The organism is Ruegeria sp. B1 (assembly GCF_056535885.1).
The window spans coordinates 441,826-465,000 of the sequence record NZ_JBQFJA010000001.1 but is presented as its reverse complement, the minus strand read 5'-3'; the positions used below and the strand labels follow the sequence as shown (position 1 = coordinate 465,000).

General features: G+C 57.8%; 20 protein-coding genes, 1 tRNA gene and 2 rRNA genes (1 of these 23 only partly in view). 16 read left to right on the top strand and 7 right to left on the bottom strand.

Annotated elements, in window-relative coordinates; all coding sequences use genetic code 11:
• From ACR3ES_RS02320 to ACR3ES_RS02265, 12 genes are all read left to right on the top strand, one after another.
• Positions 1-1,203, top strand: a 23S ribosomal RNA gene (locus ACR3ES_RS02320); it begins 1,663 nt to the left of the window's first position.
• A 186-nt stretch (positions 1,204-1,389) separates the two neighbouring features.
• Positions 1,390-1,504 (top strand): 5S ribosomal RNA (gene rrf, locus ACR3ES_RS02315).
• A gap of 124 nt (positions 1,505-1,628) precedes the next feature.
• Positions 1,629-1,705, top strand: a tRNA-Met gene (locus ACR3ES_RS02310).
• A 654-nt stretch (positions 1,706-2,359) separates the two neighbouring features.
• Positions 2,360-4,333 (top strand): AMP-binding protein, encoded by a 1,974-nt coding sequence (locus tag ACR3ES_RS02305; RefSeq protein WP_170434239.1) that lies wholly within the window; start codon positions 2,360-2,362, stop codon positions 4,331-4,333.
• Between the two features lie 78 nt (positions 4,334-4,411).
• Positions 4,412-5,230, top strand: a complete 819-nt coding sequence (locus tag ACR3ES_RS02300; RefSeq protein ID WP_170434237.1) for an ABC transporter ATP-binding protein — start codon at positions 4,412-4,414, stop codon at positions 5,228-5,230.
• A gap of 29 nt (positions 5,231-5,259) precedes the next feature.
• Positions 5,260-6,246, top strand: a complete 987-nt coding sequence (locus tag ACR3ES_RS02295) for a branched-chain amino acid ABC transporter permease (RefSeq protein WP_170434235.1) — start codon at positions 5,260-5,262, stop codon at positions 6,244-6,246.
• 2 nt (positions 6,247-6,248) lie between these two features.
• A complete protein-coding gene (locus tag ACR3ES_RS02290; protein ID WP_170434233.1) occupies positions 6,249-6,506 on the top strand; it encodes a hypothetical protein in 258 nt (85 codons plus the stop codon).
• 3 nt (positions 6,507-6,509) lie between these two features.
• Positions 6,510-7,586, top strand: coding sequence for a branched-chain amino acid ABC transporter permease (locus ACR3ES_RS02285; protein ID WP_170434231.1), 1,077 nt, complete (start codon positions 6,510-6,512; stop codon positions 7,584-7,586).
• 75 nt (positions 7,587-7,661) lie between these two features.
• The gene (locus tag ACR3ES_RS02280; protein ID WP_170434229.1) at positions 7,662-8,945 is read left to right on the top strand and encodes an ABC transporter substrate-binding protein; all 1,284 of its coding nucleotides are present in this window, start codon (positions 7,662-7,664) and stop codon (positions 8,943-8,945) included.
• 71 nt (positions 8,946-9,016) lie between these two features.
• Positions 9,017-9,850 (top strand): ABC transporter ATP-binding protein, encoded by an 834-nt coding sequence (locus tag ACR3ES_RS02275; protein ID WP_170434227.1) that lies wholly within the window; start codon positions 9,017-9,019, stop codon positions 9,848-9,850.
• 19 nt (positions 9,851-9,869) lie between these two features.
• Positions 9,870-11,087: an acyl-CoA synthetase family protein gene (locus tag ACR3ES_RS02270; protein ID WP_170434225.1), complete on the top strand. Its 1,218-nt coding sequence runs from the start codon at positions 9,870-9,872 to the stop codon at positions 11,085-11,087.
• A gap of 122 nt (positions 11,088-11,209) precedes the next feature.
• Entirely contained in the window at positions 11,210-12,874 is a 1,665-nt protein-coding gene (locus ACR3ES_RS02265; protein WP_480424735.1) for an ABC transporter permease, read from the top strand.
• 6 nt (positions 12,875-12,880) lie between these two features.
• Here the strand turns inward: ACR3ES_RS02265 and ACR3ES_RS02260 are convergent, their stop codons facing one another.
• Positions 12,881-13,399, bottom strand: coding sequence for a YHS domain-containing (seleno)protein (locus tag ACR3ES_RS02260; RefSeq protein ID WP_170434221.1), 519 nt, complete (start codon positions 13,397-13,399; stop codon positions 12,881-12,883).
• 173 nt (positions 13,400-13,572) lie between these two features.
• On the opposite strand from ACR3ES_RS02260, the gene ACR3ES_RS02255 reads away from it, so the two are divergent.
• Positions 13,573-13,923 (top strand): DUF2794 domain-containing protein, encoded by a 351-nt coding sequence (locus tag ACR3ES_RS02255; RefSeq protein ID WP_170434219.1) that lies wholly within the window; start codon positions 13,573-13,575, stop codon positions 13,921-13,923.
• On the opposite strand, the gene ACR3ES_RS02250 is transcribed toward ACR3ES_RS02255, so the two are convergent.
• From ACR3ES_RS02250 to ACR3ES_RS02240, 3 genes are all read right to left on the bottom strand, one after another.
• Entirely contained in the window at positions 13,920-14,657 is a 738-nt protein-coding gene (locus tag ACR3ES_RS02250; RefSeq protein WP_170434218.1) for an NlpC/P60 family protein, read from the bottom strand. The two genes, ACR3ES_RS02255 and ACR3ES_RS02250, sit on opposite strands and share 4 nt — an antisense overlap.
• Positions 14,654-16,036 (bottom strand): M17 family metallopeptidase, encoded by a 1,383-nt coding sequence (locus ACR3ES_RS02245; protein WP_170434216.1) that lies wholly within the window; start codon positions 16,034-16,036, stop codon positions 14,654-14,656. Before ACR3ES_RS02245 ends, ACR3ES_RS02250 begins: the two co-directional genes overlap by 4 nt.
• A gap of 63 nt (positions 16,037-16,099) precedes the next feature.
• Positions 16,100-16,489, bottom strand: a complete 390-nt coding sequence (locus ACR3ES_RS02240; RefSeq protein WP_170434214.1) for a hypothetical protein — start codon at positions 16,487-16,489, stop codon at positions 16,100-16,102.
• A 143-nt stretch (positions 16,490-16,632) separates the two neighbouring features.
• Here ACR3ES_RS02240 and ACR3ES_RS02235 point away from each other — a divergent pair, with 143 nt between their 5' ends.
• The 3 genes from ACR3ES_RS02235 to ACR3ES_RS02225 all read left to right on the top strand — a co-directional run bounded on the left by ACR3ES_RS02235 (position 16,633) and on the right by ACR3ES_RS02225 (position 19,666).
• Positions 16,633-17,283: a carbonic anhydrase gene (locus ACR3ES_RS02235; RefSeq protein WP_170434212.1), complete on the top strand. Its 651-nt coding sequence runs from the start codon at positions 16,633-16,635 to the stop codon at positions 17,281-17,283.
• 102 nt (positions 17,284-17,385) lie between these two features.
• On the top strand, positions 17,386-17,919 hold the full coding sequence (locus tag ACR3ES_RS02230) for an SRPBCC family protein (protein WP_170434210.1): 534 nt from the start codon (positions 17,386-17,388) through the stop codon (positions 17,917-17,919).
• Between the two features lie 181 nt (positions 17,920-18,100).
• Positions 18,101-19,666 (top strand): hypothetical protein, encoded by a 1,566-nt coding sequence (locus tag ACR3ES_RS02225; protein ID WP_170434208.1) that lies wholly within the window; start codon positions 18,101-18,103, stop codon positions 19,664-19,666.
• Positions 19,667-19,776: 110 nt separating this feature from the next.
• Here the strand turns inward: ACR3ES_RS02225 and ACR3ES_RS02220 are convergent, their stop codons facing one another.
• The 3 genes from ACR3ES_RS02220 to ACR3ES_RS02210 form a co-directional block, all read right to left on the bottom strand.
• Positions 19,777-20,799, bottom strand: a complete 1,023-nt coding sequence (locus tag ACR3ES_RS02220) for an aspartate-semialdehyde dehydrogenase (protein WP_170434206.1) — start codon at positions 20,797-20,799, stop codon at positions 19,777-19,779.
• 103 nt (positions 20,800-20,902) lie between these two features.
• Positions 20,903-21,952, bottom strand: coding sequence for a glycosyltransferase family 4 protein (locus ACR3ES_RS02215; protein WP_170434203.1), 1,050 nt, complete (start codon positions 21,950-21,952; stop codon positions 20,903-20,905).
• A gap of 3 nt (positions 21,953-21,955) precedes the next feature.
• Positions 21,956-23,128, bottom strand: a complete 1,173-nt coding sequence (locus tag ACR3ES_RS02210) for an MFS transporter (RefSeq protein WP_480424733.1) — start codon at positions 23,126-23,128, stop codon at positions 21,956-21,958.
• Between the last annotated feature and the right edge of the window lie 47 nt (positions 23,129-23,175).

The window sequence follows — 23,175 nt, the reverse complement described above, 5'->3', positions numbered from 1 at the left end:
ATGTTGAAGGAACTCGGCAAAATACCTCCGTAAGTTCGCGAGAAGGAGGCCCGGTTCCTAGGCAACTAGGGGCTGGGGGCACAAACCAGGGGGTGGCGACTGTTTATTAAAAACACAGGGCTCTGCGAAGTCGCAAGACGACGTATAGGGTCTGACGCCTGCCCGGTGCCTGAAGGTTAAAAGGAGAGGTGAGAGCCTTGAATTGAAGCCCAGGTAAACGGCGGCCGTAACTATAACGGTCCTAAGGTAGCGAAATTCCTTGTCGGGTAAGTTCCGACCTGCACGAATGGCGTAACGACTTCCCCGCTGTCTCCAACATCGACTCAGCGAAATTGAATTGCCTGTCAAGATGCAGGCTTCCCGCGGTTAGACGGAAAGACCCCGTGCACCTTTACTACAGCTTCGCACTGGCATCAGGATTGTGATGTGCAGGATAGGTGGTGGGCTTTGAAGCAGGAACGCAAGTACCTGTGGAGCCACCCTTGAGATACCACCCTTCGCACTCTTGATGTCTAACCGCGGTCCGTTATCCGGATCCGGGACCCTGCGTGGCGGGTAGTTTGACTGGGGCGGTCGCCTCCTAAAGCGTAACGGAGGCGCGCGAAGGTTGGCTCAGAGCGGTCGGAAATCGCTCGTTGAGTGCAATGGCAGAAGCCAGCCTGACTGCAAGACTGACAAGTCGAGCAGAGTCGAAAGACGGCCATAGTGATCCGGTGGTCCCGAGTGGAAGGGCCATCGCTCAACGGATAAAAGGTACGCCGGGGATAACAGGCTGATACTGCCCAAGAGTCCATATCGACGGCAGTGTTTGGCACCTCGATGTCGGCTCATCTCATCCTGGGGCTGGAGCAGGTCCCAAGGGTACGGCTGTTCGCCGTTTAAAGAGGTACGTGAGCTGGGTTTAGAACGTCGTGAGACAGTTCGGTCCCTATCTGCCGTGGGTGTAGGAGACTTGAGAGGAGTTGCCCCTAGTACGAGAGGACCGGGGTGAACGATCCACTGGTGGACCAGTTGTCGTGCCAACGGCAGTGCTGGGTAGCTATGATCGGACAGGATAACCGCTGAAGGCATCTAAGCGGGAAGCCCCCCTCAAAACAAGGTCTCCCTGAGGGCCGTGGAAGACCACCACGTCAATAGGCCGGAGATGTAAGCGCAGTAATGCGTTCAGTTGACCGGTACTAATCGCCCGATAGGCTTGATTTGATCCAGTAACAGAAAGACAAATCAAAAACATACACCAACATTGACCAAGGATAACTTCGTCGCTTCAAACGATGATGTTGATTGACATAACAACCGTGCAGGAACGGGCATCCGCTTCGCGAATACGCTGCCTCCTGCGCGTCGCTTTTTTGCTCCGCAAAAACAGCGACGTGGGCTTTTCCTCGGTTTGGTGGTCATAGCGCAAGTGAAACACCCGGTCCCATCCCGAACCCGGAAGTTAAGCACTGCCGCGCCAATGGTACTTGGGCTTAAGCCCCGGGAGAGTAGGTCACCGCCAAACCTAGCAAAAGCCCACAATCTCTCTAAAACGATCAAACATATTCGACCCCGGCCTCAAGCAGCGTAAGCGGTAGGCCAACTATGGTCTCAAGTAACCGAATAGGCGGTAGACCAACGCTAAGTGTCGCGGGATGGAGCAGCCCGGTAGCTCGTCAGGCTCATAACCTGAAGGTCGTAGGTTCAAATCCTACTCCCGCAACCAGCGTCACAGAACCGCCCGTAGCATCCAAGGCACCAGCCGGTGGTGTAATCGAGTTGCCGAAGGGATAGGGGTTTTGAAAAGTCGACACCTGAGTTCGAATCAGCCTGTATCTGCTTTTAATCAGCCGAAAGTGCACACCCTTGAATGAGATCGCCACGGTCTGCGCCTTCCTTTTAGAACACGCGTCAACAGAATGACGCCCGACCTGGCAGGTTCGGAAAAACTTGCGACAGGATCGAAGGTCAATGGTCAAAGCACTGCAACAAATCCAATGGCAGTTTGAACCGGTTCTTCTGAGGTCGAATCCGGCTGGGGGCGAAATCGTATCGTAAGGGCGGGTTTTGTGGATTCGGCCACCTGTAGTCCCCCATGAGCAGAATATGTGCCATCTGAATGGAGAGGTATGTGTCGGCGCTTCCGGAGACGCTCCAATCTTCCTTTCTGCTGAGTTTTCCAGTTTCGTTGATTGATATCTTGCACAGCTCGAAAGACCACCCGCCTCCTCTGTTACAATTCGTAAGAATTGAGAAAACATCAGGAAAAAGTTGACGCTGATCGTGCGGCTGTCCCTAATCGGGGCATCGGCGTTCGGGCTTTGCTCGGGCACGCCGTTTCCGGCCCGGAGGAGGGGCCGGATGGGGAGGAGAGATAAGAGTGGCTCAGACGCAGTCAGGCGCCGAGGGATTGGACTCCCTTCCGGCGCTTCTACACCGCAATGCGACGCAGTTCGGGGATGCCCCGGCCTACCGGGAGAAAGAGTTCGGAATCTGGCAAGGCTGGACCTGGGCTGAGACGGCGGCCGAGGTGCGCTCGCTTGCATTGGGTTTTCTGGAACTTGGCGTAGAAAAGGGCGACCACATCGCGGTGATTGGGCGCAATCGGCCGGCGCATTACTGGTCGATGGTCGCCGCGCAGATGGTCGGCGCAGTTCCGGTGCCGCTGTATCAGGACTCGGTCGCCGAAGAGATGGCTTATGTGCTGGAGCATTGCGGCGCCAAGTATGTTGTCTGCGGGGATCAGGAGCAGGTCGACAAGGTCATCGAGATCCAGGAAAACCTGCATCAGGTCAAACACATCCTCTACACCGACAAGCGCGGGATGCGGAAGTATGACCATTCTCAGATGAATGCCCTTGAGGACATCATGGCCGAGGGCAGCGCCGGGCATCAGCGCTTTGATGCCGAGCTGGATCGGCGGATATCCAAGATCACCTATGACGACACCTGCGTGATGCTCTATACGTCGGGCACCACCGGCAAGCCCAAGGGCGTGGTCCTGTCCAACCGGAACGTGATTGAGAGCGCCAAGAATTCGGCTGAGTTCGATCATTTGAACCGGCGCGAAGACATCCTGTCATACCTACCAATGGCCTGGGTCGGGGATTTCATCTTTTCCATCGGTCAGGCCTATTGGTGCGGGTTCTGTGTGAACTGCCCCGAGAGCGCAGAAACCATGATGACCGATCTGCGCGAGATCGGACCAACCTATTTCTTTGCCCCACCGCGTGTGTTCGAGACACAGCTGACCAATGTGATGATCCGGATGGAAGATGCCGGGAAGTTGAAGCAGCGGATGTTCCACCACTTCATGGCGCACGCCAAGAAAGTGGGTGGCCTGTTGCTGGACGGCAAACCGGTGGGCTTTGGTGATCGGCTGAAATACGCGTTGGGCAATATGCTGGTCTACGGCCCGCTCAAGGACACTCTGGGCTATGGCCGTTTCCGCGTTGGCTATACGGCGGGTGAGGCAATCGGGCCGGAAATCTTTGACTTTTATCGCTCGCTGGGGATCAACCTGAAACAGCTCTACGGTCAGACCGAGGCGACCGTGTTCATTACCGTCCAGCCGGATGGAGAGGTACGGGCGGACACGGTTGGCGTACCTGCGCCGGACGTCGAGTTGAGGATCGATGACTCCGGTGAGATCTACTACCGCTCACCCGGTGTGTTTGTGGAGTATTTCAAGAACCCGGATTCCACCGCCTCGACCAAGGATGCCGAGGGTTGGGTGGCAACTGGGGATGCCGGATTCATCGAGGAAAACTCGGGCCACCTGCGGATCATCGACCGGGCCAAGGATGTGGGCAAAATGGCTGACGGGTCAATGTTTGCTCCGAAATATGTCGAGAACAAACTGAAATTCTACCCCGATATTCTGGAAGTTGTCCTGTTCGGAAACGGCAAGGACCGCTGCGTGGCCTTTATCAATATCGATCTGACAGCGGTCGGCAACTGGGCGGAGCGTAACAACATCGCTTATGCGTCCTATCAGGAATTGGCGGGACATCCCCGGGTGCTGGAGACGATAAAATCCCACGTGGAAGAGGTGAACAAATCGGTGGCCGCCGATGAAATGCTGTCGGGCTGCCAGGTGCATCGTTTTGTGGTTCTGCATAAGGAACTGGACGCGGATGATGGTGAAATCACCCGCACCCGCAAAGTGCGCCGTGGGTTTGTCGAGGACAAATATGCCGACATCATCGCCGCGCTTTATGACGGGTCGGACAGCGTTTCGACCACAACAGAGGTGACTTATGAAGATGGGCGCAAGGGATCGATCAGTGCCACGCTGGAAATCGTCGATGCGCCGGTTGTGGCAGCGGCTCAGCACAAGGTAGCGGCGGAATGAGGGGCGGACGTGCGCCGCTCGACCTGCGGTTATCGCCCCGCCCGCCGTCCGGTATTTTCGCAAGTCAGGGAGTGACTGATGCTGGATAACGCCGAAGGGTATGTCACCGAAGATGGCCGCAAGATCGGCGGAGTGGTGATGGAGATGAAGAATATCACCCTGCGCTTTGGCGGTGTGGTGGCGATCAAGGATATCTCATTCGACATCCGCGAAGGTGAGATCCGGGCCATTATCGGGCCGAACGGGGCCGGGAAGTCTTCGATGCTGAACGTGATCTCGGGCTTCTATGTCCCGCAAGAGGGCGAGGTCTGGTTCCATGGGGCCAAACGCCCTCAGATGCGGCCCTATGAGGTGGCCCGTCAGGGGATCGCGCGGACGTTCCAGAACATCGCCCTGTTCGAAGGCATGAGCGTTCTGGACAACGTCATGACGGGGCGTCTGAACTTTATGAAAACCAACATTCTGCAGCAGGCGCTGTGGAAGGGGAAGGCCGAGGCGGAGGAAACCGAAAACCGTGAGGCTGTCGAAAAAATCATCGACTTTCTTGAAATTCAGCACATACGCAAAACGCCGGTGTCCCGTCTGCCTTACGGACTAAAGAAGCGCGTCGAACTGGCCCGCGCGCTGGCGGCCGAGCCCAAGCTCTTGCTGCTGGATGAGCCGATGGCCGGCATGAACGTCGAAGAGAAAGAGGACATGAGCCGCTTTGTGCTGGACGTGAATGACGAGTTCGGCACCACAATCGCCTTGATCGAGCATGACATGGGTGTGGTGATGGACCTGAGCGACCGGGTCGTTGTGATGGATTACGGGCGCAAGATTGGCGACGGCACACCCGACGAGGTGCGCAACAACCAAGAAGTCATCGACGCCTATCTGGGGGTCAGCCATGACTAGGCTCTGGGCAGAATTGGGGAGGGGCTCGCATGCCTGAACAACTCGTATTTGCGATGGAGGTCATCCTCAACGGTCTGATGGCCGGGGTGCTTTATGCTCTGGTCGCGCTGGGCTTTGTGTTGATCTACAAAGCGTCCGGGATTTTCAATTATGCCCAGGGTGTGATGGCCCTTTTTGCCGCGATGACGCTGGTGGGGATCATGAACGGCCAGGTGCCGTTTTCCCACCTGATCAATGCCATCTTTGGGACGCATATCCATTACTTCGGATGGAACGTGCCGGCGCTGTTTGCGATTCTTTTGACCATGGTGGTGATGGTGTTTCTCGCCTGGGCGGTGCAGCGGTTTGTCATGCGCCATCTGGTCGGGCAGGAACCGATCATCCTGTTCATGGCGACGATCGGGCTGGCCTATTTCCTTGAGGGTGTGGCTGACCTGATGTGGGGATCCGAGATCAAGACGCTGGATGTGGGTTTGCCGCAAGGGATCAACCTTTGGATTGATGAGCGCACCTACAACATCTTCGGCTACGGCTTCTTCATCGACAATCTGGACATTGTGGCGACTGTGATCGCAGCACTGCTTGTGGCAGCACTGGTGGCGTTCAGCCAGTACACCAAGCAAGGCCGCGCGATGCGGGCGGTGGCAGATGATCACCAGGCGGCCCTTTCTGTTGGGATTTCGCTGAATTTCATCTGGATTATGGTCTGGTCGGTTGCCGGGTTTGTCGCTTTGGTCGCTGGCATCATGTGGGGCACCAAGTCAGGCGTGCAGTTCTCGCTGTCGTTGATTGCGCTCAAGGCGCTGCCGGTGCTGATGCTGGGCGGCTTCACCTCGATCCCCGGCGCTATTGTCGGTGGGTTGATCATCGGCGTGGGCGAGAAGCTGTTCGAATTCGCACTTGGCCCAGCGTTGGGTGGCGCGACGGAGAACTGGTTTGCTTACGTGCTGGCGCTGATCTTCCTGGTGTTCCGACCGCAAGGTCTGTTCGGTGAGAAGATCATCGAGAGGGTGTAGCGATGACCAAGCTGATCGCCATCATCAATGTGATCGCGTGGGCCGGGTTCTGGGCCTTCGGATACATCGCGCTGACCACCGACGATCTAAGCGACCGCCAATTGGTGATCGCGGCAGTGCTGGCGTTTGCCGGGCTGGTGACCGGCATTCTGGCCTACATGAAACTGGTGCGTGCCTCAGAGGCGAGCGGATACGCCAAAGGGTCCAATCAACTGGATGCCGAAGCCCGAAACCGGGCACAGGAAGAATGGGGAAAGTAAGATATGTTCTATCGTGAGGCCGGGGATTTCAAAACCTCGTACATTGATGACAGCCAGACGTTCCCGATCAAGTTCGACCGGTACCGGTACTATGTCGTGCTGGCCGTGGCGTTTGGGATCATCCCGTTCATCATCAACGACTATTGGGCGAACGCGCTACTGCTACCCTTTCTGATCTACGCAATTGCGGCCATCGGGCTGAATATTCTCGTGGGTTATTGCGGGCAGGTCTCGCTGGGCACCGGTGGGTTCATGGCGGTGGGTGCATATTCCTGCTACAAGCTGATGACGGCGTTCCCGGATGTCAGCATGTTCATCCATGTGCTGCTGGCCGGCGGGATCACGGCGCTGGTGGGCGTGGTGTTTGGCTTACCGAGCCTTCGGATCAAGGGATTTTATCTGGCGGTCGCAACGCTGGCGGCACAGTTCTTCCTTGTCTGGCTTTTCAACCGGGTAAGCTGGTTTTACAACTATTCGGCTTCGGGCCAGATCAACGCGCCGGAACGGGAAGTGTTCGGCATCATCATCACCGGCCCGAATGCGCCCGCCTGGGCTGCTTATCTGTTCTGTCTGGTCTTCTTGACGGCCAGTGCGATCATTGCGCGTAACCTCACCCGAGGCACCACGGGCCGGACCTGGATGGCGATCCGCGACATGGACATCGCGGCCGAGATCATCGGGGTGAACCCGCTCAAGGCCAAACTAACCGCCTTTGCTGTGAGTTCCTTCTTTGTCGGCATCTCGGGCGCACTGTTCTTTGCCGTCTACCTTGGTGCGGTCGAGGTAGGTGAGGTCTTTGGCATCCAGAAATCCTTCCTGGTGCTGTTTATGGTCATCATTGGCGGGCTGGGATCAATCTTTGGATCGTTTGCAGGGGCGGCGTTTCTGGTGCTGTTGCCGGTTGTTCTGAAAGTTGTGGGCGTGGATGTGCTGAGCTGGCCCACGGATATCGTGGCGCACCTGCAGCTGGTGATCGTCGGTGCGCTGATCATCATGTTCCTCATTCTCGAGCCACACGGGCTGGCGCAGCTCTGGCGTCTGGCTAAGGAAAAACTCAGACTCTGGCCCTTCCCCCACTAGGCGGGACGAGCCCAATCACAAGACGGGTGCAAAGCCCGAATACACCATCGGATCAATCAAGGGAGGAGACACCCGATGAAGACGAAACTGGCAACCATGGCGCTGGGCGCCTTGATGGCCGCAGGGCCGGCACTGGCGGATCTGGTTATTCCGGATCTCAGCTATCGTACAGGGCCTTACGCTGCGGGCGGAATTCCGTTCTCGGATGGCTACAACGACTATTTCACCCTGCTGAATGAGCGGGACGGTGGTATCGGCGGTGTTCCGATCCGCGTCGTCGAATGCGAGACCGGTTACAACACAGAAAAGGGCGTGGAATGCTATGAAGCGACCAAGGGTGAAGGTGCGTTGGTCTATCAGCCGCTCTCAACAGGTATTACCTACCAGTTGATCCCAAAAACGACGGCTGACAACATCCCGATGCACACAATGGGCTATGGCCGAACTTCAGCCAAGAACGGCGACGTATTCAGCCACACGTTCAATTACCCTGCAAACTATTGGGATGGCGCTTCGGGCGCGGTCAACTATCTGCTTGAGGCCAACAATGGTGATATGAGCGGCAAGAAAGTCGCGCTGGTCTACCATAACTCGGCCTATGGTAAGGAGCCGATTCGCACACTGGAAGAGCTATCGAAGAAGCACGGCTTTGAACTGGTGGCCCTGCCGGTTGACCATCCAGGTCAGGAACAGAAGTCCCAGTGGCTGCAAATCCGTCGCGACAAGCCCGATTACGTCCTGATGTGGGGCTGGGGCGTGATGAACCAGGTCGCTGTGCAAGAGGCTGCCAACATCCGGTTCCCGATGGAAAACTTCATCGGTATCTGGTGGTCGGGTTCGGAAAATGACGTGCTGCCTGCGGGTGAAGCCGCCAATGGCTACAAGGCACTGACCTTCCACAACGTGGGCACCGACTTCCCGCTGTTCGATGACCTGCAGCAATATGTCGTCGACGCAGGCAAGGCCGCTGGTGCTGGGGATCAGGTCGGTACGGTTCTGTACAACCGCGGTCTCTATGCGGCGATGCTGGCCGGCGAAGCCATCAAGAAAGCACAGGAACTTTCGGGCAATGCTGACATTACACCCGCAGAAATGCGTGATGGCATGGAAGCGCTGGAGATCACCGAGGCGAAAATGACTGAACTGGGCCTGCCCAACTTTGGCCCGACATTCTCAGTCTCGTGTGAAAACCACGGCGGCGACGCGCTGGTTGGCGTGACCCAGTGGGATGCGATGAACAAGACCTGGACCCTGATTTCGGACTTTAAACCAACGGATGGTGAGGTGATCGGCGCCCTGATCGACGCGGATTCCGCAGCTTACGCGGCGGAAAACAACATCGAGTCGCGCTGCAACTGATGCGTCAATGAAACCGGGGCGGCGGTCAGCCGCCGCCCTGACCCCAACACGTGGCATGAGGATACACGCTGATGCTGGATGCGGCACAAACCACTGACGTGCAGGCGGACACCCTGCTTGAGGTCAACAATATCGAGGTGATCTACAACCACGTGATCCTCGTGCTGAAAGGCGTCAGCCTGACTGTGCCGAAGGGCGGGATCACCGCATTGCTGGGCGGCAACGGTGCAGGCAAGACGACGACGCTCAAGGCGGTGTCGAACCTGCTGCATTCCGAACGTGGCGAGGTTACCAAGGGCTCGATCAAGTATCGCGGTCAAAGCGTGCATGAGAGCGACCCTGCCGATCTAGTCGAAAAGGGCGTCATCCAGGTCATGGAAGGCCGCCATTGCTTCGAACACCTTACAGTCGAAGAAAACCTTCTGACCGGGGCCTACACCCGCAAGGATGGCAAGGCCGCAATTCAGAAGGACCTTGATCTGGTCTATACTTATTTTCCGCGACTGGCCGAGCGGCGCCGGTCGCAGGCTGGCTATACCTCGGGCGGCGAACAACAAATGGTTGCGATGGGGCGGGCGCTGATGTCGCGGCCCGAGACGATCCTGCTGGACGAACCTTCGATGGGTCTGGCCCCGCAACTCGTCGAAGAGATTTTCGGCATTGTAAAGGACCTGAACGAGAAAGAGGGCGTATCCTTCCTTCTGGCCGAGCAGAACACAAACGTGGCGCTGCGGTTTGCGCATTACGGATACATTTTGGAATCGGGTCGTGTGGTGATGGACGGACCCGCCGCCGAACTACGTGAGAACCCGGATGTAAAGGAATTCTACCTCGGCATGTCCGAGGAAGGCCGCAAAAGCTTCCGCGACGTGCGATCTTATCGCCGCCGCAAGAGGTGGCTGTAAGCGGATGGAGGATCTGGCGATGACCTATTTCGACGCACTTGAGACGCGCTCGGCGGACAAACGCGCCTCTGACCAATCCGTAGCGTTGCGGGAGCAGATTGTGCGGGCCAAATCCGCCGCCGGTTTTGCCGGACATCTGGCCGGTGCGGATATCGACGCGATCCAGTCGATTGACGATCTGCCATCCCTGCCGGTCTTGCGCAAATCCGATCTGATCCGCGCGCAGGCCGAGCGGTCACCTTTTGGCGGTTTTACCATCAAACCCGCGCACCAGTTTCATCATGTGTTCCAGTCCCCCGGCCCGATCTACGAGCCGGGTGGGACGGATCACGACTGGTGGCGCATGGGTCGGTTCCTGAATGCGGCCGGGATTGGCGCCGGTGATATTGTCCAGAACTGTTTCGGATATCACCTGACCCCAGCCGGAATGATTTTCGAAAATGGCGCACGCGCTGTTGGCGCAGCCGTCCTGCCCGCCGGAACCGGGCAGACCGAGTTGCAGGTGACAGCGGCCCGCGACATCGGATGTACCGCGTATGCCGGGACACCCGATTACCTCAAGGTGATCCTGGACAAGGCCGACAACATGGGCGTCAAGCTGCATTTCTCAAAGGCTGCTGTCGGCGGGGGGGCCTTGTTCCCGTCGCTGCGTCAGGACTATGCGGACCGGGGCATTTCCTGTCTGCAGTGCTATGCAACAGCCGATCTCGGTAACATTGCTTACGAAAGCGCGGCAGTGGAGGGGATGATCATCGACGAGCACGTGATCGTCGAGATTGTGACCCCAGGTACGGGAATGCCGGTTGAACCGGGCGACGTGGGCGAAGTCGTGGTGACCACGCTCAACCCCGACTATCCTCTGATCCGGTTTGCAACGGGTGATTTGTCAGCGGTTCTGCCAGGCGTATCGCCGTGCGGCCGCACAAATATGCGCATCAAGGGCTGGATGGGTCGTGCGGACCAGACCACTAAGATCAAAGGCATGTTCGTGCGCCCCGAACAGGTGGCGGCGCTGGTGGACAAGCACGAGGAAATCGTCAAGGCGCGTGTCATTGCGGCCCGCCAGGGCGAAATGGATACGATGACCGTCCAGATCGAAAGCCCGCGCAGCGATGACATGGCCTATGCCAAATCCGTTGCCGAAGTGCTGAAACTGAAGGGCGCAATCGAAGTTGTGGCCCCGGGATCACTACCCAAGGACGGTTTGGTGATCGAGGATCAGCGCGTCTACGAGTGACGGCATACATGGCATCTGCGGCAGTATGCGCCGCAGATTTCTTGACCCGCCCACTGGCGTTTCCGAGCATTTTGGTCGATTAAAGGCGAACCTTTCGCGTTCGTTCCACAAAAGCCGGATGTATGGCTCAGACCGATAACTCAGAACATGGTTCGCGCAGTCACACTGCGCTGGGGTCCCGGTTGCTGGGTTGGGTCACCTATGCTGTCGCCGCAGCCTGCCTGCTCCCCATGGTGGCCGTGTTGTTGGCGGCGATCACAGGCGGAACCGACACGATCTCACATCTGGCGGAGACCGTTCTGCCCCGTTACGCGACGACCACACTAATCCTGGTCCTTCTGGTCGCTATCGGCACATTCGCCATCGGAACTGGGGCCGCCTGGCTGGTGACCATGACCCGGTTTCCCGGGGTGCGTATGCTTGAGGTCGCGCTGGTTCTGCCTCTGGCTTTCCCGGCCTATGTGCTGGCCTATGCCTATACGTTCATTCTGGATCATCCCGGCATCGTCCAGACGACGTTGAGACAGGTTTCAGGCTGGGGGCCGCGTGACTACTGGTTCCCCGAAATCCGCTCGACCGAGGGCGCCGCGTTGATGCTGATCCTGGTCCTCTATCCCTATGTCTATCTGCTGGCGCGAGCAGCCTTTTTGCAGCAAAGCGCCACGGCCTATCTGGCGGCGCGGGCGCTGGGCAACAATCCTTGGCTTGCATTCAAACGGGTTTCGCTTCCGATGGCCCGTCCGGCCATTGCCGGTGGCGTTTTGCTGGCGGTGATGGAGACCATTGCTGATTTTGGTACGGTATCCTATTTCGGCGTCCAGACTTTTGCCACGGGGATTTACACCAGTTGGTTTTCCATGGCCGACCGCGCAGCGGCTGCACAGCTTGCCTTGTGCCTGCTTGGCTTTGCTCTGGTCATAGCGGCGACCGAGCGCCTTCAGCGCGGAAAGGCCAAATATTATCAGACCGGCAAACAGCACGCCGCCCATCCCGCTGCAGACCTGACGGGCTGGAAAGCAGCCGGGGCGTTCGTGTTGTGCGCCATTCCGGTTCTGTTCGGATTTCTGCTGCCCGTGATTGTTCTGTTTGAGATGGGTCTGGGGTCTGAACAGAACCTGATGTCGCGGCGTTATGTCGGGTTTATCCAAAACTCTCTGATCCTTGCCGGTACAGCCGCGATCATCACCGTCTGCGCGGCCATCAGTGTCGGTTTTTTCCAACGCATTAATCCGGGCAGACGCTCTTCGACGGCCACCTATATTGCCCGGCTGGGCTATGCCGTGCCCGGCGGGGTCATCGCCGTGGGGCTGATCGTTCCGTTTGCAGCCTTTGACAATGCACTGGATGCCTGGATGCGGCAAACGTTCGGCGTTTCGACCGGATTATTGCTCACCGGATCGATCTGGCTGCTGGTGATTGCCTACATGGTACGGTTTCTGGCAGCGGCGTTGAGCGCCTATGAAGGCGGGCAAAGTACGGTGCACGCCAATATGGATGCCGCAGCGCGATCCCTTGGTCAAACCCCCTTGGGCACGCTGCGACGCGTTCATCTGCCGATCCTGACCCCTTCGCTGCTGACCGCTTTGCTGATCGTCTTTGTCGATGTGATGAAGGAACTGCCTGCGACGTTGATCATGCGACCGTTCAACTTTGACACGCTGGCGGTTCAGGCCTACCGGCTGGCCTCGGACGAGCGGCTTGAGGGCGCGGCGGTACCGTCGCTGGTTATTCTGGCGGTGGGTCTGTTGCCAGTCATTCTGATCTGCCGTCAGGTCGGGCGCCGCTGATCCGCCTCAGTCCTTTATGGGGGCCTCGGATGTGAAGTTCGGAATGACATTTGTCGAGGCAGGGTCGCTTTCAATTCCGGGCCAGTTTTTGTCTGCCAAAGCGATGTTGCCGGGAATATCCTCTTCCCAGAAGCCAACCACTGTCTTGGTGATGTTCAGATAGAGCTTGTCATCGACGATCCGCCACAGGTTTGGATTGCCGGGAACCTTGCCGCCCTTGGAAACGCCATAGGCGCAGTGCCCGTCAAATTGCGGTGCGTAGTAGGTCGGGTTCTCAAGGAACGTGTCCCGGTTCTCGGTGGTTGCAAAAGCCCAGGTCGAATCGTTGTATTCGGCAGTGATCGACGCGCGGCCCTCGACACCTTTGGGTTGGGCTGTGCCGACAGGCGATTGTTCAAGGTTGCGATACGCAACCACATCGTAGCCTGAGACCGCGTATCCGGTACCATCGATGTATTGCGGACCGGCAAAAGCCGGGGATGCAATTGCGATGGCGCATGTTGCCAATACGGCTGAGATTTTCATCACCGAACCCTTTTGTCTGAACCAGTATCAGTTGGCATTGGATATGACATAGGTATCCCCGAAGCCGATTAAACCCTTTCGAAGCAAGACAAAAATCCGACAGAGCCCCGGAAACTGTCGCTCGTGATCGCCGCGGGCTTGATTTGCAACAGGTTTCCGGCAAGGCTGGGCTCATGAACATGCAGCCTCCTAGCCGGTTCTCTGCAAGCCCGGCCCAGTTGCCGGTCGCGTTCGACAGGCGCGAAATGTCTCAAATTCTGTCCGTGTATGGCCGTATGGTCGCTGCCGGAGAATGGCGGGACTACGGTATTTCTAACCTACGTGACATAGCCGTTTTTTCGATTTTTAGGCGTACGGCCGAGCATCCGATCTATCGGGTGGAAAAGGACCCGCGACTGCGATCGCGACAAGGTATGTACTCGGTCGTAGGCATGGACGGACAGATCCTGAAACGCGGCCATGACCTGCGCACGGTATTGCGCGTTCTTGAACGCAAGCTGATCCGGGCGGTGAACCTGGACTAGAGCCGCTTGTGAGAGGTCACAGGGCCGTCGCCCTGCGCCAGTATCCGGTCGATTGCCGTGTCCATGGGTTCGAAAGCCACCGCCATGTGACAGGCATTGGCGTGTAACAGCATATTGTCGCCGGATACCCAGGCGACGTGGCCTTTCCAGAACAGAAGGTCGCCGCGTATGGCAGTCGTGTCGATTGGCAGGGCGGTGCCCAATGCGTGTTCCTGGTCACCGCTGTCGCCGGGACACGGGAGACCGCACGCCAGCAATCCAACCTGTACCAGACCTGAACAGTCCAGCCCGAACCAACTGTTGCCACCCCACAGGTAAGGCGTGCCCAGAAATAATTCAGCGACCGCGACCGGGTCGGTTGGTTGTTCTGAAATCAGCGCGCAATGTGCAGACGGAACATAGCCAAGCTCGGTTTCCAGAAATTCACCCTGTTCCGACAGAACCTGTACTTTGCTGCCGTAACTCAGTGATGTCAGATCACGGCTTTTCATATCCGCCTGCTCATAGGCGTGTGTCGCCGGTACGTTGATCCAATGTGACGCGGGCAGATCGGTTCCCAGTTGGTCCGTCGCGACCCAGCCGGGATAGCCGTCCTTGTCGGAGGTCACCTGGCTCCATCCCGCCTCGCTTTTGGTGATCTGTACCGTATCGCCATAGAGCAACTGGCGATCACGGGGTCCGCCCGGTGCGCGGAGCAAATCGACGACCGGTTTTATGATGCGTCTGCGGGTCATAGGCCCAGAATGTCAGGCAATGCGGTCAGCACTGCGCGCGGGCCCTGACCCAGCCCGCCTTTGCTGCGCCCGGGGGTTTTGCTGGGTTGCCACGAATAGATGTCGAAATGCATGTAGGCGCTGTTTTGAACAAAGCGCCGTAGAAACAGCGCGGCGATGATCGACCCTGCGAACCCTCCGGAGGGTGCGTTGTCCAGATCGGCGATCCCCGGCTCTATCATGGCCTCGTACGGTGCGTGAAAGGGCATGCGCCACACCGGGTCTGCGGCTTTCTGCGCCGCTTGGAACAGGGCGTTGGCGATACGATCCTCATCTGTGTAAAATGGCGCGAGATCCGGCCCCAACGCCACGCGCGCAGCACCTGTCAGCGTTGCCATCGAAATCACCAGATCGGGCTTTGCCTCATCCGCAAGTACCAGTGCATCTGCCAGCACCAGCCGCCCCTCGGCGTCGGTGTTGTTGATCTCGACTGTCAGTCCTTTGCGGGATGTCAGGATGTCTCCGGGCCGGAACGCGTTGCCAGCCACCGCGTTTTCGACCGCCGGGATCAGCACGCGCAATTGCAGCGGCAGTTCCAATGCCATGATCATCCGGGCCAGTCCCAGCACGTTGGCGGCCCCGCCCATGTCCTTTTTCATCAGCCCCATAGACGCGCCGGGTTTCAGGTTTAGGCCGCCCGTATCGAAACAGACGCCCTTGCCGACCAGCGTAAGTGACGGGCCGCTGTGGCCCCAGGTCATATCGATCAACCGCGGTGCCTGCGCGGCCGCACGCCCGACCGTGTGAATCATCGGAAAGTTTTGCTCCAATAACGCATCGCCGGTGACTGTCGTGCAGGACGCGCCAAATTCCTGTGCCAAAGCCTCTGCCGCTGCCTGCAGCTGCTCTGGCCCCATGTCCGAAGCGGGTGTGTTGACCAGGTCGCGGGTCAGCGCCTCGGCGTTTGCCATGGCTTCGATCCGCGTGACATCGACATTGTTTGGCGCGACCAGAACAGCTCCGGCGGGCGATTGCGACGCGTAGCGATCAAATGAATAGCCTGTCATCAGCCAGCCGAAACACTCCATATCCAGCCGCTCCGCAGGAACGCCCGAGGCAATACGATAGCTGCCCGGTGGCAGCGCTTCGGCCGCGGCCGCCAGAACAAAGCGTTTGCGGGTGCGTTTACCCTCGGCCCCGTATCCTGCCAGCGCCATCTCTGGCGTGCCATCCGGGCTCGGCACCAACAGTGTTTCCCCAATTGCGCTCGAAAACCCATAGGCGTCTACCCACGCCCGAACATGCTCTGCCTGATCCTGTACCCAGTCGTCCAGATCGGGTTTTGCCACCACGTGCAGCGGCAAGGTGTCATCAGAGGGTGGGCTAAATCTCAGGGGCATTGGCATCTCGGCTGGTTCAATCCGCGCCCAGACTAACGGCCCGCGATGTGCCTGCAACCCCCGTCAGACGGAAAGGTCCTGTTGATCCCACACGGCGGTCAGCGACCGTTCGCCGACCCGGATCAACCGGCCCAGCGTGGCGCCGGTCGCCACCGCGTCACCTGCATCCACGGCCTGCGCCACATCGCCGGCAACCCGGGCCAGCGCGGTCATCCCGATCTGTTCGGAAATGGCGACCAGAGATTTGGCACATTTGCGCAGATCGACCCAGTCACGCTGCCGCCAGTACCGTTCGCAATTCGACAGGCGCATAGCCAGTTCCTCGATCGTGCGGCACAGAACGTCCACCGCATTCTTGTCGCCCAATTGCCGGTACAAGCCATGCAGACGATCCGGATCCAGATGCACGGATTCCTTGTGTTCAAGCGCAATTACTTTGTCCACCACATTCACCCCAGTTTCTACGCCCCCACGGCGTACGCCAACAATGTGGGCGAATTCCTTTGCAAATCCTTGCGCTGGAATTGGATAATGGCTCGAATTTTCGTTGAATTCGGTTTAGAGCATCCCGCAGCAATAAGAACAGGGACACCGAAATGGACGTAGCCAAACCTCTGCCAACCTATCTGGTCAAGCGGTATCACGGTTGGAAGGCCACAACGTATTCCGAAAATCAGGTCTGGTACCGGCGTCTGGCGGATGAAGGGCAACGGCCGCGTGCCATGGTGATTTCCTGTTGCGACAGCCGGGTACATGTCACCTCGATCTTCGGGGCCGACCAGGGCGAGTTCTTTATTCACCGCAATATTGCCAACCTCGTCCCACCTTACGCACCGGATGGCGATCATCACGGCACAAGCGCTGCCATCGAATATGCGGTTACCGCGCTGAAGGTCGCACATTTGATCGTTCTGGGTCATTCCCAGTGTGGCGGCGTTCAGGGGTGCATCGACATGTGCAAGGGCCACGCCCCGCAATTGGAGGCCAAGGAGAGCTTTGTTGGCCGCTGGATGGACATCCTGAAACCGAAATACGATCTCGTTGCCGATGTCGAGGACGACATCGAACAGGCCCGCCAGTTTGAAAAGCACGCCGTCGTTGCGTCGCTTGACAACCTGATGACCTTTCCCTTTGTGTCTGAGGCGGTCGGGCGGGATGCGCTCAGCCTGCACGGATTGTGGACCGATATCGGTGCGGGCGGGCTAGAGTGTTTCGACCCTTATCAGAAAAAGTTTGTCCCGGTCTGACCTCCAATTCACACAGCACTGGGTGCGATGCGTATCACGACGCTGACATCGCGCGTTTTTTTTGTATGATCCGCCTGTGTGTTTTAAGATTTGGAGCGCGACATGAAATTGATTAAACGTATTCTTGGTGTCCTCATCGTCCTCATTTTGGTTCTGGTCGGTGTTTCGTACCTGTTGCCGGGCAAGGCGGAAGTGTCCCGCAGCATTACTATTAACGCACCGGCAGACGCGATCTTTCCCTACATAAACTCGATGCAGGAGACCGAGAAATGGTCGCCCTGGCTGACGCGCGACCCGGAAACCAATCTGACCTACTCTGGTCCCGATACCGGTGTCGGCAACACGCTGAGTTGGAGTTCCGAGCACCCGCAGGTTGGCACGGGCACGCAAGAGATCACCGAGAGCGTGGAAAACCAAGTCGTTAAGACCGCGCTGGATTTCGGGGACATGGGAACGGCGTCTGCCTCATTCACTCTGCAACCCGAAGGGGATGAGACCAAGGTGACATGGGGGTTTGAATCAGAGCTGGGTCTGAACCCGATGATGCGGTGGATGGGGGTAATGATGGATGACTGGGTCGGCGGCGATTATGAACGCGGACTGGAAAATCTCAAAACCTTGGTCGAAGGCGGTTGATCGCACCGGCCCTGTCCAATCGGGCCCGGAACGGGCGGTTGCGCAATTGTCAGGTTTGGGGTTCAGGCCCAAACGTGAAGCGCCGCCCAAAGCAATGACGCGTCACTATTACACCGTGCCACATCCAATGCGAATTTAGCCCCAACCCAGCCGGACAGCAAAATACCTGTAGGAGGTGCATTTGCAGGTAATTTCATTGATATTGACCTTCCTCGGCGCGATAAGCGGCCCGTTTTTTTTAGTGTTGTTCGGCATAGTCTGGATCGCTGCCGCCGCGTATTGTGGAATTGCCGCAGGGTATGCCTCTGACCGGAAAAGGGTCAAAAAATGGCTTGTTGATTTTCCGGAACGCGCCAAGGCCTACCGTTGGATGGTGGGCAGCATCCTGGCCTCGCTTCAGGCGGCCGCCAAGCCGGGTGTTCAGAAAGAAGAAAAAGAGGAAGACGGGTTTTTCGGTTGGCTGTCACGTAAATCCAAGCTGGATGTAAAGACAAACCAAGAGGCGGTCAGGATTTCCTCCAATCCGTGGGGATGGCCGGTTTTCGATTTCGCGCTGCGTTTGGCGATAATTTACCCTGCGGGATTTTCCATTCTCCTTTGGATGATCACCGGCAGCGGCGCCAATATCGGGGAAGGAAAGCTATTCATAGACGCCAACCTGCTCGAGCGACTGGCATCATGTGTGATTGTGCTTGTGGCGGTGGCACTGATTTCCGGATCCGCTCATGAAAAACTCGGAATTTGGGCTTGGCCGATCATTGTGGTGTTCTGCCTTTTGTTTGGGTTTCTGCGCAATGTTGAACTGGGTGCGTTCAACAGAATCCTAGAAAACGCGGCCTTTGGTGCGGTTTTGGTCCCAATTCTTCTTTTTGGCATCAGGAACAGCGGATTGTTCGTAGGAATTGTCTGCGCTTTTTCAACGTCGATATTTACCGTCTTAATTTCTCCGGTGGACAACGTTATCGAAGCCCTCTTGCTGACCGTGCTCGTCCTTACATTCAGCTTTTTTGTCGGATCGATAATATACTTTTTGATCACATTTCTGATCCGCAACGGAATGGGGTTTCTGGCCTGCCTTTTGTGTTCTGCCTTTTGGTGCGGGTCGGTTATAGCGGCCTCTTTTGTCCTTAGCAGATACGAGGCAAACATCGTCTTGCGATCAGGATTTCTTTACATCGGTATTCTGCCATTTGTGAACGCGGTGTTCGACTATGTTTCCTATGCTCTGACACTGACTCTTGTGCGTTTGGGTATCAGATCCAAGGGATGGTTGGCCGTGGCCTACGGTGCCCTCGACGTGGTCCTAGCGGCGCTGCTTTTTAGTGTCCTCGGCGCGACGCTTGTTGCCATCATGGCGTTTCTGGATCGAACCGCGACGGGGAGCGCCTATCCGGTCAATCTGATACTGGACGGTATCGCGGAACGAAAATCAGAGTTCTTCTGGGTTTACGGAATGCTCTTTTCGACCTTTTTGCCAACCATAATTCACTTGTCCTTGTCGAGCCTGACCCTTGTGTCCGTTGTTCCCAAGACATGGCGGACCGCTCTTTGGGTTGAGTTTGACGCCCAGGCGAACGACTGGTTGAAACGCGCGGGAGCATGTGCAGGGATCGGCGCCTTGTTTGCGGTGGCTTTGACAGCTCCGATCGCCATCTTCTGGGGCCTGGCCTATACAATTCTCACAAACTCCCAAACAATAGGAATTGCATATCTGTCGTTCTTCCGGTTTGTGGCGACGATATTCTAGGAATAGGGGTCATGGCGTGTGCAGCCTTGTACTGGCGGAAGCACCACGACCAAAAAACCCGCCTGTTTGGAGGCGGGTTTTGATGCTTCAAGGCAGCGACCTCAAGCAGGTCAGCCTTTTTTCAGAACCTCACGGCCAAGCAGTTCCGCGATCTGAACCGCGTTGAGCGCGGCACCTTTGCGCAGGTTGTCCGACACGCACCACAGGTTCAGGCCATTTTCGATAGTCGAGTCCTGACGGATCCGGCTGATGAAGGTGGCGAAATCACCGACGCATTCAATCGGTGTGACATAGCCACCGGCCTCGCGCTTATCGATCACCATGACACCCGGGCTTTCGCGCAGGATGTCGCGGGCCTCATCTTCATCCAGGAATTCCTCGAACTCGATGTTCACGGCCTCGGAATGGCCGACGAACACGGGAACACGGACGCAGGTGGCTGTCACCTTGATCGACGGATCGACGATCTTTTTGGTTTCGGCAACCATCTTCCATTCTTCCTTGGTCGAACCGTCTTCCATGAAGGCGTCGATATGCGGAATGACGTTGAAGGCGATCTGCTTTTGGAACTTCTTCGGCTCAACATCTGTAGTGGGATTGTAAACAGCCTTGGTCTGATCCCACAACTCGTCCATGCCTTCTTTGCCCGCGCCCGAGACCGACTGATAGGTTGACACCACGACGCGCTTGATCTTGGCGCGGTCGTGCAGCGGTTTCAGCGCGACCACCATCTGAGCGGTCGAGCAGTTGGGATTGGCGATGATGTTTTTCTTGGCGTAATCGTGGACCGCCTGCGGGTTGCATTCAGGCACGATCAGCGGAACATCCGGGTCGTAGCGATAGAGCGACGAGTTGTCGATCACCACGCAACCAGCCCCCGCCGCCCTGGGCGCGTAAATCTTGGTCGCTTCGGAGCCGACGGCAAACAGCGCCATATCCCAGCCGGTGAAATCGAATGTGTCCAGATCCTTGGTCGTAAGCGTTGTGTCGCCGAAGCTAACTTCTGTCCCCAATGACCGACGGCTTGCCAGAACGGCAAGTTCATCGATGGGGAACTGGCGTTCTACCAGGATGTTCAGCATTTCGCGGCCCACGTTACCTGTGGCGCCGACGACGACGACGCGATAGCCCATTCTTAGTCTCCTGAATAAAGGACGCGCGTTCATAGCCGCGATGCAGAAAAGAAAAAAGGGCTTTTGCAGGCGATTGGAAAGATTGACGCGGATTTGAGGCGGTTCAGTCGCTCAGAAGCTGCTCGTACAGGGCGACCAGCGCTCTGGCCTCGCCATTGATATCGAAATTCTGTTCGACATGAGCCCGCGCAGACCGACCCGCGCGCGACAGGGAATCACGGTCCCCCAGCATGCCTGCCGCCGCATCGGCAAGCGCCGCAACATCCCCCGGCGCGACAACCCGACCCAAAGCTGGGTCTGTCACGATCTCGGAAAATGCCCCGACATCGGTGGCGACAACCGGCACGCCGCAGGCCATCGCCTCCAGCGGGGTAAGGCCGAAGCCCTCCCAACGTTGCGGGGCGATGAACAGATCCAATACCTGATACCACTGGGTGATCTGGTCGACGGTCACCTCGGGCATAAACAGGATACGATCCGCCAACCCGGCTTGCGCGACCTTATCTTTCAACTCGTTCAGAAACCCGGTGTGTTGCTCGGTGGCGCGCCCCATGACGATGCCCGAGACGTCCTGGAACCGCCTACACAGATCGATCATTGCGTCAACAAAGGCGTCGGTGCCTTTTTGTTGACGGATGCGGCCATAGCAGCCCAGCATCAACCCGTCGGGCAGGCCCAGCTCTGCACGCAGCGCTGCCTTGTCTTGCGGTGGCACAAAGTCCTGCAGATTGATCCCATGCATGATCACCTGAGCATCGCGCTCCATGTACCCGGCGGTCTTGCGCGATGTGGCAACAACCGCATCCATCCTGCGAATCAGCCATTTTGTGTAGCCGGTATGGGCACGTTGAGAGGCGCTGGTGAACAGCAGCTTCAGTCTCAGCCGAAAGAGACCGCGCAAGACCAAACCCAGCAGCATTTCGGTGTTTCGCCGCGCGTGCCAGACGCGCAGTTTGCGACGGGACAGAAAGGGCAGGCGGCTCAGTGGAACGTGCGGGACGGATGCGGGCAGGCCCGGTCCGGTTGCGGCAATGTCGATCCATTGCGCCTGCACCGGCACCAACCGCGCAATCGTTGCCGTCACGCCGGACAGTCTGCGTTTGAGATTGGGGGCAATGACAACGGGGTCGTTCACCGGGCTCTCCTGATCCATATCTCAGTCCACGCTATCCCGGCTGAATAGATAGATCGCGCAGCCGATAGCAAGCGTAACCGCAAAAAACGCGAATATGGCCGTGTAGGGCGCCGTCGGGCCAACGTCCACGGTGGCAGCGTGAATCCGACCTGTCGCAAACTGCGCAATACCGACGCCTCCAATGCCGAAGAGATTCAGCAGGGTCACCCCACGCCCCATCAGATGCGGCGGCACAAAGGCGCGGCCATGGGCCATGATGACCGGAAAACTTGCCCCCAGAAACCCGATCACAGCAAGTAATACAACCGACACCCAGACCGCAGTGTCGATCCACAGACATAACAGGCCCAGTGACACAGCGCCCAGCGCGTTGCCGCCAAAGACGACCCATTTGCGCGTTCCCAGAAGGCGATCAAGCGGGCCATAAACAAAGGTTCCAGTTATCATCGCCGCCCCCATCACCAGCGTCGCGGTTCCGATCTGTGTGGTGTCCAGTCCAAACACCTCATTCAGATAGGGACCGGCCCAAAGTCCGCGCAACGCGGCCGCGGGCGCATAGGCTACCAGCATCAGTGGCATGATCAGCAGCAAGGCGGGGTGTTTCAGTAAGTCCAGCACGGACCCCTTATGCTCGGACACGACGCGGGCGGGTTCCCTGACGCTTGCCAAGATGCCCAGCGCGATGGCGGCCGAGATCACCGCAAGGGTGAGCATCGTTAAACGCCAGCCCATCAACTCGACCGCGATGGCCGTTGGGTAGGAGGCTACAACGTTGCCAACCGACCCCACGCCCAGCATCACTGCTGCTAAGGTTGCAAAGCGGGCAGGCGGGTATTCGCGGGCAAAGATGTAATAGGATGCCATCAGGACCGGAGAACATCCCACCCCGATCAGCGCCATGGCGATACTGACATGCAGGGGCGCGGTCGCAGCCGCGAATGTTACAGCACCACCAGCGCCACCGATAACTAAGAGAACCCCAGCTGTCAGGCGTGGTCCGATGCGATCAAGTGCCCAGCCTACCGGGATTTGCATCGCTGCAAAGACCAGAAACCAAAGACCCGAGGCAAAGGCCAGATCCTCGGGCGATGCTCCGATGTCGCGTTCCAGATCCAGGCTGAGAACGGCCAGAAAGGCGCGAAAGAACTGGCTGAGGACATAAGCCAGGCACAACACCACCAAACCTGCCTGCATTCATTGTCCCCTTGTCGTTCTTGCGCGCATGCTTGGCATGCCATGGT